Source organism: Streptomyces sp. S186 (assembly GCF_051603415.1).
Lineage (GTDB): Bacteria > Actinomycetota > Actinomycetes > Streptomycetales > Streptomycetaceae > Streptomyces.
This window is the reverse complement of sequence record NZ_CP193932.1, coordinates 3,450,281-3,465,219: the sequence shown is the minus strand read 5'-3', so window position 1 is coordinate 3,465,219 and position 14,939 is coordinate 3,450,281. Positions and strand designations below refer to the sequence as shown.

Annotated in this window: 13 protein-coding genes and 1 pseudogene; 6 read left to right on the top strand and 8 right to left on the bottom strand. The window is 75.2% G+C overall.

All coding sequences use genetic code 11. The features are described from left to right. Positions 1-68: 68 nt before the first annotated feature. Positions 69-281, top strand: coding sequence for a hypothetical protein (locus tag ACRAS8_RS14480; RefSeq protein ID WP_438486469.1), 213 nt, complete (start codon positions 69-71; stop codon positions 279-281). A 293-nt stretch (positions 282-574) separates the two neighbouring features. After that, the gene (locus ACRAS8_RS14475; RefSeq protein WP_438486468.1) at positions 575-1,870 is read left to right on the top strand and encodes a glycosyltransferase 87 family protein; all 1,296 of its coding nucleotides are present in this window, start codon (positions 575-577) and stop codon (positions 1,868-1,870) included. Between the two features lie 78 nt (positions 1,871-1,948). Here the strand turns inward: ACRAS8_RS14475 and ACRAS8_RS14470 are convergent, their stop codons facing one another. Beyond that, positions 1,949-3,679: a DNA repair helicase XPB gene (locus ACRAS8_RS14470; RefSeq protein WP_438486467.1), complete on the bottom strand. Its 1,731-nt coding sequence runs from the start codon at positions 3,677-3,679 to the stop codon at positions 1,949-1,951. A gap of 104 nt (positions 3,680-3,783) precedes the next feature. Next, positions 3,784-6,375: a helicase-associated domain-containing protein gene (locus tag ACRAS8_RS14465; protein WP_438486466.1), complete on the bottom strand. Its 2,592-nt coding sequence runs from the start codon at positions 6,373-6,375 to the stop codon at positions 3,784-3,786. A gap of 163 nt (positions 6,376-6,538) precedes the next feature. Between ACRAS8_RS14465 and ACRAS8_RS14460 the strand changes: the two genes are divergently transcribed. Continuing rightward, on the top strand, positions 6,539-7,708 hold the full coding sequence (locus tag ACRAS8_RS14460; RefSeq protein WP_438486465.1) for a hypothetical protein: 1,170 nt from the start codon (positions 6,539-6,541) through the stop codon (positions 7,706-7,708). A 37-nt stretch (positions 7,709-7,745) separates the two neighbouring features. Here ACRAS8_RS14460 and ACRAS8_RS14455 read toward each other — a convergent pair. After that, a pseudogene (locus tag ACRAS8_RS14455) lies at positions 7,746-7,859 on the bottom strand (cobalamin/Fe(3+)-siderophore ABC transporter ATP-binding protein); the annotation flags it as partial. Between the two features lie 121 nt (positions 7,860-7,980). Here ACRAS8_RS14455 and ACRAS8_RS14450 point away from each other — a divergent pair. Beyond that, positions 7,981-8,673 carry an HAD family hydrolase gene (locus tag ACRAS8_RS14450; RefSeq protein ID WP_438486464.1) on the top strand — a complete coding sequence of 231 codons (693 nt, stop codon included), beginning with the start codon at positions 7,981-7,983 and terminating at the stop codon, positions 8,671-8,673. Here ACRAS8_RS14450 and ACRAS8_RS14445 read toward each other — a convergent pair. Beyond that, a complete protein-coding gene (locus ACRAS8_RS14445; protein ID WP_438486463.1) occupies positions 8,625-8,888 on the bottom strand; it encodes a hypothetical protein in 264 nt (87 codons plus the stop codon). The two genes, ACRAS8_RS14450 and ACRAS8_RS14445, sit on opposite strands and share 49 nt — an antisense overlap. 211 nt (positions 8,889-9,099) lie before the next feature. Here ACRAS8_RS14445 and ACRAS8_RS14440 point away from each other — a divergent pair, with 211 nt between their 5' ends. Further along, positions 9,100-9,483 (top strand): cold-shock protein, encoded by a 384-nt coding sequence (locus ACRAS8_RS14440; RefSeq protein WP_018540341.1) that lies wholly within the window; start codon positions 9,100-9,102, stop codon positions 9,481-9,483. 51 nt (positions 9,484-9,534) lie between these two features. On the opposite strand, the gene ACRAS8_RS14435 is transcribed toward ACRAS8_RS14440, so the two are convergent. The 4 genes from ACRAS8_RS14435 to ACRAS8_RS14420 all read right to left on the bottom strand — a co-directional run bounded on the left by ACRAS8_RS14435 (position 9,535) and on the right by ACRAS8_RS14420 (position 13,212). After that, entirely contained in the window at positions 9,535-10,386 is an 852-nt protein-coding gene (locus ACRAS8_RS14435) for a 1,4-dihydroxy-6-naphthoate synthase (RefSeq protein WP_438486462.1), read from the bottom strand. Next, on the bottom strand, positions 10,383-11,147 hold the full coding sequence (locus ACRAS8_RS14430) for a futalosine hydrolase (RefSeq protein WP_438486461.1): 765 nt from the start codon (positions 11,145-11,147) through the stop codon (positions 10,383-10,385). The genes ACRAS8_RS14435 and ACRAS8_RS14430 overlap by 4 nt, the downstream gene beginning before the upstream one ends. Before the next feature lie 52 nt (positions 11,148-11,199). Beyond that, a complete protein-coding gene (locus ACRAS8_RS14425; RefSeq protein ID WP_438486460.1) occupies positions 11,200-11,709 on the bottom strand; it encodes a hypothetical protein in 510 nt (169 codons plus the stop codon). A 105-nt stretch (positions 11,710-11,814) separates the two neighbouring features. Then, on the bottom strand, positions 11,815-13,212 hold the full coding sequence (locus ACRAS8_RS14420; RefSeq protein WP_438486459.1) for an MFS transporter: 1,398 nt from the start codon (positions 13,210-13,212) through the stop codon (positions 11,815-11,817). Between the two features lie 386 nt (positions 13,213-13,598). Between ACRAS8_RS14420 and ACRAS8_RS14415 the strand changes: the two genes are divergently transcribed. Further along, on the top strand, positions 13,599-14,504 hold the full coding sequence (locus ACRAS8_RS14415; RefSeq protein ID WP_438486458.1) for a DUF3027 domain-containing protein: 906 nt from the start codon (positions 13,599-13,601) through the stop codon (positions 14,502-14,504). The last annotated feature ends 435 nt before the right edge of the window (positions 14,505-14,939 follow it).

Genomic DNA, 14,939 nt, shown 5'->3' with positions numbered 1-14,939 from the left:
GCCGGGGCGCCGGGAGATGGAACCGTGGGGCGATGTGCGCGGCCCGCCCGAAATCGATGATTGAAGGCATGAGCAGCGCAACGATGTCCTCGGTCCCCGTCCACGCCGTCCCCCGCCGCCAGGCCAAGGCCGCCGCGGCCCTCGACAGAGCGCCCACCGCCGGCCAGGCGGACGACGCCCGCGAGCACCGCCGCCCGCTGGGCGTTGCCTGCCGCGCGGTGAAGGTCTTCGCCGCCGCCGCGTTCAGCGTGGTGGTGATGGGCGAGTATGCCGAGGGATGAGCGGACGCGAGCCGGTCGGGTCGGTCGAGCCGGTCGGGACGCACCACCGCTCGACACCGGAGCCGCGGCGGGATCGCCTGCCCTGTACGGTCGGGCGGGATACGTCCCTTTCGTGCGCTTGATAGCTGATGGCGACCGATGGACCGATGACGGCCAATGACAGCCAATGACGGCTGATGGCGGCCGATTACGCATGGACATCCGGTTGACCGGAAAGCGTTACGGACGGGCGGTCTCGATCTACTAGCGTCGCCGCAAGGAGCGCGCTCAGGGCGACGAGGAGGGGTCACACGGTGTCTGCCGCCGAGGGGACGTGGACAGAGAGACGCACCTGGGCGCAGGGCATCGCCGGCCCCGGCCGGCTGGCGATAGGCGTGGCCCTGCTCGGGCTGTCCTTCGCCGGGCTCTACGCGCTCTCGCTGGCCGTGCAGCTCCCGATGTCCGACATAGAGGTGTACCGCGCCGAGGGCCAGGCCGCCGCGACCGGCGGTGATCTCTACGGCTTCACGGTCACCAAGTGGGCGCTCCCGGCGACGTATCCGCCGTTCGCCGCCCTGCTGTTCGTCCCCACCACCTGGATCTCGCTCACCACCCTCAAGATCACCTGCGTGCTGGTCAACGCGGCCCTCCTGGCGCTCCTGATCCACCTCTCCTGCAAGGCCGCCGGTCTGCGCCGGGCCGCGTACTCCGCCCCGCTCCTCCTCGCCACCACCGCGCTCGGCCTCTGGCTCGAACCGGTCTTCCAGACCGTGGTCTTCGGGCAGATCAACCTCGCCCTGGCCTGTCTGGTCCTGTGGGACCTCGGGCGTCCGGACGGCGCCCGCCTCAAGGGCTTCGCCACCGGCCTCGCCGCGGGCATCAAGCTGACCCCGGCGATCTTCGCGGTGTATCTGCTGATCACCGGGCGGGTGAAGGCCGCGTTCAGCGCCCTCGCCGGATTCGTGGTGTCGGTGCTGCTCGGCGCGCTGGTGCTGCCCGGGGCCACGGTGGATTTCTGGACGCGGCGGATGTTCGAGACGCAGCGGGTCGGCAAGGTGTGGATCGTCGACAACCAGTCGCTCCAGGGCCTGCTCGCCCGGCTCCTGCACACCACCGAGCCGGGGCTGTGGTGGCTGGGTGCGGCCGCGGTCACCGGCGCGGCCGGGCTGTGGATCGCCCGCCGGGTCTTCGTCCGCCGCGGCCTGGACCTCTGGGGCGTGCTGGCCACCGCCGTCACCGCGCTGCTGGTCTCGCCGATCAGCTGGTCGCACCACTGGGTCTGGTGCATACCCCTGCTGGCGGCGCTGATCGCGCACGCCCGGCGGGACGCCTGGCGCTGGGCGCTGGTGGCCGCCGTCACGGTTGCCTTCACCGCCCGCTCGATGTGGGCCCTCTACCACAGGGGCACCCTGGCCCTGCACTTCGCCTGGTGGCAGCAGCCGCTCGCGGCCCCCTACCCGGTGCTCGGCCTCGCCCTGCTGGCCGCGCTGGCCTGGTGGACGCTCCGGACCCCCGACCGTCCGGGAGCCCCTGGCGGCCATCCGGCCGCCCACGTCCCCTCGCCCCGCGACGACGCCCGCCGGCGGCCCGCCCGGGCCACCACGGGCTGACGACCACCGCAGTCCGCACCGAGGATCACGCCGCCCGGGATCACGCCCGGGAGCACATCGCCCCGGCTCCGCCCCGGATCACGCCGGCGCGGGATCGTCCTCCCCAGCCGCGACGCCGTCGCCGTCGCTGACGCCGTCGCCGTCGCTGACGCCGTCGTTGCCGTCCCCGTCCACCGTCAGCAGGTCGCGGGCGTCCACGATCCGGTAGGCGTAGCCCTGTTCGGCCAGGAAGCGCTGGCGGTGCGCGGCGAAGTCCTGGTCGATGGTGTCGCGGGCGACGACCGAGTAGAAGCGGGCCTCATGCCCGTCCGCCTTGGGACGCAGGACCCGGCCCAGCCGCTGGGCCTCCTCCTGGCGCGAGCCGAAGGTGCCGGACACCTGGATCGCGACCGTGGCCTCCGGCAGGTCGATGGAGAAGTTCGCGACCTTGGACACCACCAGCACCGAGATCTCGCCCTCCCGGAAGGCGTCGAAGAGCTTCTCGCGCTGTGCGTTGCTCGTCTCGCCCTTGATCACCGGCGCGTCCAGATGCTCGCCCAACTCGTCCAGCTGGTCGATGTACTGGCCGATGACCAGCGTCTGCTCGCCCGCGTGCCGGCGCACCAGCGCCTCGGTCACCCGCTGCTTGCTGTCCGTGGTCGCGCAGAAGCGGTACTTCTCCTCCGCCTCGGCCGTGGCGTACGCCAGCCGCTCCGAGTCGGTGAGGTCCACCCGCACCTCGACGCAGTCCGCCGGCGCGATGTACCCCTGCGCCTCGATCTCCTTCCACGGGGCGTCGAACCGCTTGGGCCCGATCAGCGAGAAGACGTCCGACTCCCGCCCGTCCTCGCGCACCAGCGTCGCCGTCAGCCCCAGCCGCCGCCGGGCCTGCAGATCGGCGGTGAACTTGAACACCGGCGCGGGCAGCAGATGCACCTCGTCGTAGACGATCAGGCCCCAGTCCCGGGAGTCGAACAGCTCCAGGTGCGGGTAGACGCCCTTCCGCTTCGTCGTCAGCACCTGGTACGTGGCGATGGTGACCGGCCGGATCTCCTTCTTCGTCCCGCTGTACTCGCCGATCTCGCTCTCGGTCAGCGACGTCCGCTTCACCAGCTCGTGCTTCCACTGCCGGGCCGAGACGGTGTTGGTGACGAGGATCAGGGTGGTGGCCTTGGCCCGCGCCATGGCGCCCGCGCCGACCAGCGTCTTGCCGGCGCCGCAGGGCAGCACCACAACGCCCGAGCCGCCGTGCCAGAAGCCCTCCACGGCCTGCGACTGATACGGGCGCAGCGCCCAGCCGTCCTCCGCCAGCTCGATCGGATGCGCCTCGCCGTCCACATAGCCGGCCAGGTCCTCGGCCGGCCAGCCCAGCTTCAGCAGCGTCTGCTTGATCTGCCCGCGCTCGGAGGGGTGCACCACGACGCTGTCCGGGTCGATCCGCGCGCCGACCAGCGGCTGCACCTTCTTCGAGCGGAGGATCTCCTCCAGCACGGGGCGGTCGGTGGTGGACAGCACCAGGCCGTGCGCGGGGTGCTTGGTGAGCGTCAGCCGCCCGTAGCGCGACATGGTCTCGGCGACGTCGACGAGCAGGGCGTGCGGCACCGGATACCGCGAGTACTGCACCAGCGCGTCCACGACCTGCTCGGCGTCATGGCCGGCGGCCCGCGCGTTCCACAGCCCGAGCGGCGTCACCCGGTAGGTGTGGATGTGCTCCGGCGCCCGCTCCAGCTCCGCGAACGGCGCGATGGCCCGCCGACAGGCGTCCGCCAGCTCGTGGTCCACCTCCAGCAGCAGCGTCTTGTCGCTCTGGACGATGAGGGGTCCGTTCACGGGCCTCGCCTTTCGCTTTCCGGTGTCGAACCGTCGGGCCGTGGGCCGCCGTGACGGCCGGACGTGTCAAACGTCCAGTGTGCCGCATCGCGTCGGAGCGCCGGTCAGACCGCGTCGTCGGCCAGTTCCGAGACGCCGGTGATGCGGTGCAGGGGGTAGGTGCGGACCTCGTCGGAGGTGTGGTCGTAGGCGGTGACATAGCCGCCCTCGACGCGTACGGGGGCGATGACCCGCTGGCTGGCGGCGCCGTCCGCGTTGACGTAGCCGATCCAGACGGGGGAGCTGGTGAGGACGGCGGCCTGCATGGTGGCCAGGGTCTCGGCGGAGGTGGTGCGGGGCAGCGCGCCCGGGGCCGGGGCGGTGGTCGGCGCGGTGGCCGGTTTGCGTTCGGCGGTGGCGGCGAGGTCGCCGGCGCGGATGGCGCGGACGGCCGCCTCCAGCAGGGTGCGGTCGGGCGGCGGCGGGCCGTCCGGCACCGGGGCGGGGGCCGTGCGGGGCGGGGTGCGGTAGGAGTCGGCGCGGGTCACCAGGACGTCGCCGGCGGCGGACTCGGCGGCCGGGGCGTAGCCCATCGCCCGCAGCCCGTCGAGGAGTTGGTCGGGGGAGGACTGGGCGGCGAGCACCGTCGGGGCCAGCCGGCGCAGCCGCAGGGCGGCGGCGCGGCGGTCGGCGAGGATCTCGGAGAGCAGCGCGTCGTCGTCGCAGCGGACGTAGGCGGTGGCCGCGCCGATGCGCAACTGGCCGTGTTTACGGGCCACATCGTCGATGAGGTACGCGAGGGGCTGGGGCACGGGGGTGCGGGAGTGGGTGGTGAGGAATTCCTGGAGTTCGGCGGCGGAGCGGCCGGCGTCCAGGGCGCGGCGCACCGAGGCGGGGGTGAAGCGGTAGACCGTGGCGCCGCCCTTGGACTCGACGTCGGCCAGCACGTCGAGGGCCTCGGCGAGCGGGCGGCGCAGCGGGCCGGGCGCTACGGCGGTCAGGTCGGCCTGGAGCAGGACGTGGTCGAGGGGTTCGGGGAGGAGGGGGGCGAGCAGGGCGGCGGCGCGGGCGGCGGAGGCGGTGGCCTCGGCCGGGGTGAGGGGAGTGGGGCCGGGGCCGGGGCCTTCCGGGGCGGTGTCCGTGCTTGCCGTGGCGCCCGTGCTCGCTGTGGTGGCGTTCGCGTCCGCGGCGATGAGGGTGCGGCCGTGGGTGGCGAGGGCGGCGCGGCCGGTGACGCCCAGCAACTCGGCCTCGGTGAGGGCCCATTGGGCGAGCCGGGAGCGGAGGTCGTCGGCCGCCGTGGGGGCGTCCGGGGTGTCGGGTGCTGCCGGGGAGGGGGACGCCGGGGGCTGGGCGGCGGCCGGGGCGGCGGCCCGCAGGGGGCGTTCCCAGCGCAGCCGGGCGAGCAGGGCCGGCTGCGGGACGGAGGTGCCGGGCGGCAGCGTGGCGAGCAGGGTCAGGACGCGGTGGCGGACCTCGGGGGCCGGGGAGCGGTCCAGGTGCGGGCCGAGGGCGGCCAGCGCGCGGCCCTTGGCGTCGGCGGTGCCGACCACGCCGGGGGTGCGGGTGGCGGGCAGCCAGGCGGCGACCAGGGCCGCCCAGCGCTCGTGGTCGGGGAGTTGCAGCCAGTCCTCGGCGGCCGGGGTGGCGGCGTAGCGCTCGTCGGCCTCGCCGTCGGAGGCGATCAGCCCGGCGGCGTAGGCGAGTTCGAGCCAGAAGGCGGCGAGCGGTTCGGTGGTGTCCAGGGCGACCGCGGTCCGCTTGAGGTCGCGGACGCTGAGGCCGCCGGCGCGCAGAACGGGCGGGCCGCCGAGGTCCCAGTCCTTGAGCAGCTCCTCGACGGTGGCCAGCGCGGTGAACGCTTGGCCCGCGGCGGCGTTGTCCACAAGCTGTGGATCGCGGGTGGTGGCCGGGGTCAGAGCGGGCGGTGCCGGCTCGGGGGCGCGGTGCGCGCGGCCGGCGCGCAGGTGCAGCGCGGCCTCCCGGGGCAGTACGACGTTGCGGGCGCCCGCCGGGAGCAGCAGCCCGCGGTCCAGCAGCCAGCGCAGATGCGCGGCCGGACGGTCGGTGACCGCCCCGTACGGCGGGCCCCACACCAGCTTGTCCAGGACGGCGGCGGCCTCGGCGGGCGCGGTCTCCAGCAGCGCGGCCATCCGGGCGCGGTCGGCGAACAGCGCGGTCAGGGCGGCGACCGCGGACACCGGGTCATGGGTGGCGGGCAGCCCGGCCGCGGTCAGGATCTCCTGGAGCCGGCCCGGCGACATCCCGGCGGTGGCCTCGGCGACGGTCGGGCCCAGACCGGTCGGGGAGGGGCGGGCGGCGCTCGGGGTGAGGAGTTCCCGGGCGGTGCGCACCAGGCGCAGCCGGTCGTCCGGGCCCCACACCAGCGCCTGGGCGCGCAGCACGGCGACCGCCCCGGGCAGCGCGGCGGCGACCGTCTCGTCCCCGGCGTCCCCGGTCATCAGCCCTGCCAGCGTCCCGTACGGGCAGGGGTCGGGGGCGATCGCCAGCGCCTCGGCGGTCTGCAGGGCGAAGGTGTCCAGCCGCTCCACCGCGCGGACCACCGACGCGCGGGTGCCGGCCCGGGTGGCCAGCTGCGTCAGGTCGCCCGGCACCGGGTTGAGCAGGTCGGGCCGGGCCCGCAGCAGGCCGGCGAGCCCGCGGTCGGAACGGGTCCTGAGCTCCTCGGCGAGGGTGCGGGGGGTAGCGGTGGTCATTCGTCCTACGTTAGCCGGGCGGCGCAGGCGGCGGGAGGAGGTGACCGCGGTCCGGGGGAGTCCGGCCGGGTGTCCGCGCGCCCCGTCGCGGGCGGCCGCGGTGGCGCGGCGGACTCGCGCGGTACCGTCGGGGCAGCAACCAGCGCACGCCGCAGGGGATTTCGTGGGGATCGAGAGCGAGCAGCTCGTCTTTGACTATCTGAGCCGGGTGGGCGACCTGGCACAGCAGCGCGGGCTGCCGTCCGGCGCCCGGATGCGGCTGGTGGCCTCGCTGCGGGCCGAGATCGACGCGCGCAAGGCGGACCAGAAGGCCGATTCGGTGGCCGGGGTGAAGCGGATGCTGGCCCGGCTGGGGACACCGGAGGCGGTGGTGAAGGCCGCGGCCGAGGCGGAGGGAGTCGGCGGCGGGCCGGCGGCGGGGCCGGCCCGGCCGGTGGCCGCGCCCGTGGAGCCGGCCCGGCCGGCGCAGTGGTCCGGTGCGCGGGAGACGTTCGGCGGGCTGATCGGGAAGGTGCCGACGCCGCGCGACCGGGACGCGGCGGAGGAGGACGGCCGCCGGCCGGGGCTCCTCAAGAAGCGCGGCCGCCCGCCCGTCCCGGATACCTCGCCCGCCGCCGCGCCGCCCCATCTGGCCGGTGCCGACGAACTGGGGGACGGGGAGGAACCGCCGGACTGGTGGCGGGTCCAGGCCGGGCCCACGGGCGCGGAGGACGAGGTGCCCGGCTTCGTCGGCGGCATCGAGATCCCCGAGGTCTGGCACCGCCCGGAGAAGGACGCCGAGGACGCCGACAAGACTGACGACGCCGACAAGACCGGGGAAGCCGGGAAGGCCGGGGCGGGGGCGGCGCCGTCGGGCAAGGGGCGGCGGGGGCTGCCGGCCCTGGTGCGGCGGACGCTCGGCCGGCGGCCCGAGGAGGCGGCCGAGGCCGCGCCCGCGCTTGACGGGGCAGGCGCGGAGGAGGCCGCGGACGCCCCGGCGGCGGTGCCGCTGCGGGCGTGGCTCAGCCCGGCGCCGACGCTGGCCGTGCTGCTGCTGGTGGCCGGTGCGGTGGTCGGCTCCTGGATGGCGCTGGCCGGCGGCTGGGGGCTGGCCTACGTCTCGCGCCGGCTCAGCCGCACCGAGGCCAAGTTCGCGGCGCTGGGCGTGCCCGGCATCGTCGTGGGCGGCCTGCTGGTCTGGGTCTGGGGCCGCAACGACGGCCGCTGGGGCGCCCCGATCCCGCCCGGCCACCTCGGCACGGAACTGCTCGCCGGCCTCCCCGGCGTGGTGCGGGTGGCGGCGGTCGCCTCAGCACTGTTCCTGCTGTGGCGGATGCGGCGGACGGTGGGGTGAGAGGGACGCGCCACGACCCGGTGCGGGGAGTTGGGGACCGCCACCGGCGCTGGTGCGGCCGGCGGCCGCGGGCCACCAGGTCGGCGACGGTGATCGCCTCCGGTGCGACCGGGGTCTGCGGCAGCAGGCCGAGCGACTGGGCGATCTTCCGGTGGCCCCTGATGAGCAGCCGGATCGGATATGGGGCGCCGACCGCGGCGGTCAGCACGCCCACCGGCAGCTCGGTCGTCCTGGTCGTCGCCGCCCGCAGGACCGCGGGCACAATGGCAGGCATGGCTGCGCACCCCCTGACCGTCGGCTTCGACCTCGACATGACGCTGATCGACTCCCGTCCCGGCATCAAGACCGCCTACGAGGCGCTCGCCGCCCGCACCGGGACGTACATCGACGCCGACGCCGCGGTGACCCGGCTCGGGCCGCCGCTGGAGGAGGAGATCCGCCGGTGGTTCCCCGCGGAGCGGGTGGCGGAGGCCGGCGACCTCTACCGCGAGCTGTACCCCACGCACGCGGTGGCCGGGAGCCTGGCGATGCCGGGTGCCCGGGAGGCGATCGAGGCGGTGCACGCGGCCGGGGGTCGCGCGGTCGTCGTCACCGCCAAGTTCGAGCCCAACGCCAAGCTGCACCTGTCCCACCTGGGCCTCGCCGCGGACGCGGTCATCGGCTCGCTGTGGGCGGAGGCCAAGGCCGTGGCGCTGCGCGAGCACGGCGCGCGGATCTACGTCGGCGACCACACCGGCGATGTGCGCGGCGCCCGGACCGCGGGGGCGCTGTCCGTCGCGGTCGCCACCGGCCCGTGCGGCGCCGACGAGCTGCGGGCCGCCGGCGCCGACGTGGTGCTCGACGACCTGACGGCCTTCCCGGCGTGGCTGGATCATTACGCATCGAACCCGGATCGTTACGCGGCGGACCCGGATCGTTACGTTCCGGGCGGCCCCGACGGGGACGGTGCGGCAGCCTCCGCCTGACGGCGCTGGGCGGCCACGGAACGCAGCACTCCGGCGCCCGCGATCAGGAAACCGGCGCCCATCAGCATGGACACCCAGTAGAACTCCCACGGCAGCGGCTTCGTCCCGAGGAACAGCGGTAGCACCGTGACGAGAGTGGCCAGTGCGCCAACTAGGAACACGATCGCGCCGATTCGGACCAGCAGATCCCCGGCCTGGGGCGTTTCATCAGACACCTGACCAGGGTAAGTCGGGGCCGGAAGCGCAGAGGATCCCCCCGGCGACGTCTTGTCACCGGCCCCCGGACCATTAGCCTTGGGAGTGGCGGGCTCGGTGGCCCGCTGCACTCTTATCCAGACCAATTTTTTTCTCCGAGTGCCGCGGCTCCCACCGTGCCCGCGGCCGACCAGCCAGCATTTCCCGACGAGTACGAGGACGAGGACAGACGTGCCTACCGGCAAGGTCAAGTGGTTCAACAGCGAGAAGGGCTTCGGCTTTCTCTCCCGCGACGACGGCGGTGACGTCTTCGTACATTCGTCGGTACTGCCCGACGACGTGGACGCGCTCAAGCCCGGCCAGCGCGTCGAGTTCGGTGTCGTCGCGGGCCAGCGCGGTGACCAGGCACTGAGCGTCATCCTCCTCGATCCGGCCCCCTCGGTCGCCGCGGCCCAGCGCCGCAAGCCCGACGAGCTCGCCTCGATCGTCCAGGACCTCACCACCCTGCTGGAGAACGTCACCCAGCAGCTGGAGCGCGGCCGCTACCCCGACAAGGCGCACGGCGCCAAGATCGCCGGCATGCTGCGGGCGGTCGCCGACCAGCTCGACGTCTGAGCCGGCCCCGCCCGCGCTCCCCGGGAGCCGCGGGCGGGCGCACCGGATCCGTCAGAGGAACGCCAGCGCATCGCGGCCGAGGGGCGGCACCAGCCCCTCGGCCGCGGCGCGGGTGAGCAGCCCGCGCACCGCGGCGTAGCCGTCCTCGCCGAGGTCGGCGGTGAACTCCGTGACGTACAGCCCGATGTGCTGGTCGGTCACCTTCGGGTCCATCTCCTGGGCGTGCTCCAGGACGTACGGGCGGGAGGCTTCCGGGTCGTCCCAGGCCATCCGGACGGAGGTGCGGATCGACTCGGCCAGGCGGCGCAGCACCGGCTCGCCCAGCGACCGCTTGGCGATGATCGCCCCCAGCGGGATCGGCAGCCCGGTGGTCAGCTCCCAGTGCTCGCCCATGTCTCCCAGGCAGTGCAGCCCGTACTCCTGGTACGTGAAACGGGCCTCGTGGATGACCAGGCCCGCGTCGACCTTGCCGTCCCGCACGGCCGGCATGATCTCGTGGAACGGCAGCACCACGACCTCGCCGACGCCGCCCGGCACCTTGTCCGCCACCCACAGCCGGAACAGCAGGTACGCGGTGGACCGCTCGCTGGGCACCGCGACCGTCCTGCCCGCCAGGTCCGCCGCCTCGCCCGGCTCGCGGGTCAGCACCAGCGGGCCGCAGCCGCGCCCCAGCGCCCCGCCGCAGGGCAGCAGCGTGTACTCCTCCAGCACCCAGGGCAGCACCGCGTACGACACCTTCAGCACGTCCAGTTCGCCGCGCTCGGCCAGGCCGTTGGTGACGTCGATGTCGGCGAGGGTGACGGCCAGCTCCGGGGCGTCCGGGACCCGGCCGTGCACCAGGGCGTCGAAGACGAAGGTGTCGTTCGGGCACGGGGAGTAGGCGATGGACAGCGGCCGGGTCACGGGGTCCTCCGGTGGGTGTCGGGCGGTGTGGTGGGAGCCCCGGGGAGCGTCGTCGCCGGGGGCAGGTCCGCCAGGGCTCCGGGGAACGTGCGGAAGGCGCCGGTCAGCGCGGCGAGGGCGGGGCCGATCCGCCAGGCGGCGCGGTCCCGGGGGCCCACCGCGTTGGAGATCGTGCGGATCTCCAGGACGGGCAAGCCGTGCGCGGCGGCCGCCTCGGCGACGCCGAACCCCTCCATCGCCTCGGCCAGCACGCCGGGGTGACGCCGCGCCAGTTCGGCGGCGCGGTCCGCGCTGCCGGTCACCGTGGAGACCGTGACGACCGGCCCGGCCGCCCCGCCGGTGGCCCGCGCGACGGCCGCGACCAGCGCCGGGTCGGGAAGGTGCGCCGTGGTCCCGAAGCCGAGTTCGGCGACCGGGACGAAGCCGTCGGGGGTCTCGGCACCCAGGTCGGCGGCGACGATCGCGTCCGCGACGACCACCGAGCCCAGTGGCGCGGACGGTGCGAAGCCGCCGCCGATGCCGGCCGAGACGACCAGGTCGTAGCGGGTGCCGGCCAGGGCGGCGGCGGTGAGCGCGGTGGCGGTGCCGGCGGCCGCGGCGGCCGGGCCGACGCCGGCGGCCAGCACGTCCGGGGCCGGCGACCCGGCGGGCGCGCGGTGCAGCGCGCAGCCGCCGGGCAGCGGCCGGACGGTGTGGCCGCCGGCGGCTGCGCACACCGCGTCGCGCTCGGCGGCCACCGCGGTGACGACCAGCGTCCGCATCAGACGCCGCCCACCGCGCGCCGCCGGTCCCGGGCCGCCGCGCTCAGCGCGCTCAGTCCTTCAGCTTGAGGTTGAAGTGCCACAGGGCCGTCGGGCCCGCGCCCTCGGTGCCGCCGGCCTCGGCGACCATCAAGGTGACCTCGCGCAGCGACTCGCCCTGCCCGGTCGCCGGGTTCACCGCCTTGAACAGCTCGTCCGCGCTGAAGGTGCGGTACGTGTCGGTGCTCGGGGCGGTCATCACCGGGCCGCCGCCGACGGCGAACCAGCCGGCCTTGGCCACCTTCGGGTCGACGCCCACGCGGATCCGCTCGCCCGGGCGCACGGTGATCGTCTTGCCGCCCTTCTTGGAGATGCACTCCTGGACGGTCTTCTTGTCGAGGGACTTGCCGTTGCCGTCACATCCGGGGGTCACCTCCGCCGTCACCGTGTCCGAGCCGACGGTCACGGTCGCCAGCGAGGTCGGCTGCTGGCAGGCGGAGAGGGTGAGCAGGCCCAGGGTCACGGCACCGAGGGCAGCGGCGGCGCGGCGGCCCTTGCCCCGGGAGATCAACGCAGCGGTCATACGGGGCAGGCTATCGGGCCCTCCGGCGCACGCCACGCCCGGGTGCGGCGCGCCGCTCGCGGGCCCGCCGCATCGCGCCGCCCCGGAGGCCGCACCGAGGGCGCGTCACACCACCCGCGGCGCCGGCCGGCCGCCCCGCCGGGCCGCGCCGAGCAGCCCCCGCACGGCCAGCGCGACGCCCACCGCCACCAGGCCGGCGGCCACCGCCATGCCCAGCGTGCCGATCAGCGGCAGCGCGATCCCGAGCGCCCCGCCCACCACCCACGCCAGCTGGAGCACCGTCTCGGAGCGGGCGAACGCCGAGGTCCGCACCGCCTCCGGCACGTCCCGCTGGATCATCGCGTCCAGCGACAGCTTCCCCAGCGCCTGGCACAGCCCGGCGGTGGCCGCCGCCGCGGTCACCACCACGATCGCCAGCACCTCGTAGAACAGCGCCGCCAGCACCGTGGCGCCCAGCGCCAGCCCCAGCACCGCCGCGACGATCTGCTCCGGGCCGCGCGCCTTCAGCCAGGCGCCGACCGCCGTGCCCAGCGCGTTCCCGGACCCGGCCGCCACCGCGACCAGCCCCAGCGACACCGCCGCCCCCAGCCCGCCCAGCGGGTGCTCGCGCAGCAGGAACGCCAGGAAGAAGGTGAGGAAGCCGGAGAGTGAGCGCAGCGCGGCGTTGGCCTGGAGGCCGTGCAGCACGGACGGGCCCACCGTCCGCAGCCCAGGCCGCCGCCCGGGCGCCGCGCCGTGCACCGTGCCGTCCCGGGACGCCAGCCGGGCCCGGGCCTCGCCCTTGCCCGAATCCACCGCGTGCGGCAGCGAGAACGACAGGAACGTCCCGGCCCCGAACACCGCGCACGCCCCGTACAGCGGCCAGGCCGGCCCGATCAGATGCAGCCCGGCGCCCACCGGTGCCGCCGCCCCGGTCGCCAGCAGCCCCGCCAGCGTCACCCGGGAATTGGCCTTCACCAGCGAGATCCGCGGCGGCAGCAGCCGCGGCACCACCGCGCTGCGCACCACCCCGTACGCCTTCGACGACACCAGGACGCCGAGCGCGGCCGGATACAGCTCCAGCCCACCGCCGGCCACCGCCCCCGACATCGTCAGCGCCAGCAGCGCGCGGGCCAGCATCGAGCCCGCCATCGCCGCCCGGCGGCCGTGCGGCAGCCGGTCCAGCAGCGGCCCCACCACCGGCGCCAGCAGCGCGAACGGCGCCATGGTGACGGCCAGATACAGCGCCACCCGGCCCCGCGCCTCGTGCGTGGGCACCGAGAAGAACACCGTCGAGGCCAGCGCGATCGTGATCATCATGTCGCCCGCGGAGTTCACCGCGTGCAGCTCGATCAGCTGTGCCAGTCCCGATTCGCCCGCGCCCTGCGCGTGGGTGGCGCGCCGCAGCCCCCGGGCGGCGCCGGTCAGTGGCCGCCGCAGCGCGCGCCCGGCCGCCCGGCCCGCCCGGCGGGCCTCCGACTTTCTCGACGCCCTGACGCCACCCACCCGGTCATACTGCCCCAACTCGCCCCGAAGAGGGCGTTTTCTCCCCTGGTCCGGGCGGGGCGCATCGGCCGCCCGGCGGGCACCGCGGCACATCCGCCCGGCCGCGGTCGGAGAGATTTGCTGCTCCCGCCGAGGGGTCGTGCAGCGTTGAAGGGGTAGCGTGTCCAGAGCGCCACCGGCGGTCTGTTTCGGCCGCGTACCTCATTTCCCTGCGATCGCGCAGAATAGGACGTAAGAGGTGCGCTCGACCGAACGAACCAGCCGGGCGCGGACGTCGACGCGGTCCCCAGGTCCGCTCCGCCCGCCCCGGTCCCCGCCGGTCGTCCGGACAGGACCAGGACAGCCCCGGCTGGCGCGCTCGTGAGACGGCGTGGAAGAGAGAATCGATTCTTGTGAGTGCTGCGATGCGAAGCCGTACCCCCGACCGCCTGTGCGCCGAGGCCGTTGACCTCGCCCGCGCGGCGGCCGAAGAGGTCGCCACGCCCGGCATGGTCGGCGAGCACATCGATGCCGTCGCCGAGGCGGACCGCGTCGTCACCCATCTCTTCGCCTGCAAGGAACCGGGCTACCGCGGCTGGCGCTGGGCCGTCACCGTCGCCCGCGCCTCCCGCGGCAAGGTCGTCACCCTCGACGAGTCGGTCCTGCTGCCCGGCCCCGACGCGCTGCTGGCCCCCGAGTGGGTGCCCTGGAGCGAGCGGCTGCGCCCCGGCGACATGGGCCCCGGCGACCTGCTGCCCACCGAGGCCGACGACCTGCGGCTGGAGCCCGGTTTCAGCGGCGAGGACGTCCCGCCGCCGAACTCCCCGGTGGCCGAGGGCATGGCCGCCGACGTCGCCGACACCGAGGAGGCGGTCGTCGTCCCCGGCTCGCCCGCGGTCCAGCCGGCGCCCGCCCGCGGCGGCCTCGCCGCGGTCGCCGAGGAACTGGGCATGGCCCGCGCCCGGGTCCTGTCCCGCTACGGCCTGCACGCCGCAGCCGACCGCTGGGAAGAGTCCTTCGGCCCCAAGACCCCGATGGCACAGGCGGCCCCCGCCACCTGCGTGAGCTGCGGCTTCCTGACGCCGATCGCCGGCTCCCTGCGGCAGGCGTTCGGCGTCTGCGCCAACGAGTTCTCACCGGCCGACGGCCGCGTCGTCTCGCTCTCGTACGGCTGTGGGGCCCACTCGGAGGCCGCCGTGATGCCGAAGCCTCCTCGGCCGGCTGAGCCGGTGCTGGACGAGACCGTGGTCGAGGCGGTCTCGATCCGCCCCGCGGCGGATGGGGGGTCCGTCGAGGACGGCGGGCCGGCCGAGGAGCTCGGTCACAGCTAGACGCTGGCCGCTGGGCGCCGCGCCCCACGTTGTCGGCTTTCCCGCCGTGCCTGTTTTCCGCCTTCGGCGGAGGGGGTGTGTTGGGCGGGAGCCGCTCCTGTATGTGGTGGGTGCCGGGGTGGGGCTGTGGGGCGGTCCTCCGGGGGTGGGTTGTCGGACTGCTTCGCTTTACGTCCGACAACCCACCCCCTCCGGCCCACCCCACAGCCCCACCCCTCCCGTAGACGGTTCGGTCCCGCCCGGTGGGGGAGGGGAAGTGGCCCCGTCGTGGTGGCCCTCCAGCCAGAAGCGCGGGTTGAGCGTGAGCACCCCTGACCTCCCCTTTTCCCCCAAGGGGCGGGGAGCCGCGTCTCCGGCGGGAGGGTGTGGGGCCGGAGGGGTGGGTGTTCGGACGTAAAGCGAAGCAGTCCGAACACCCACCCCGGAGGCCCCGCA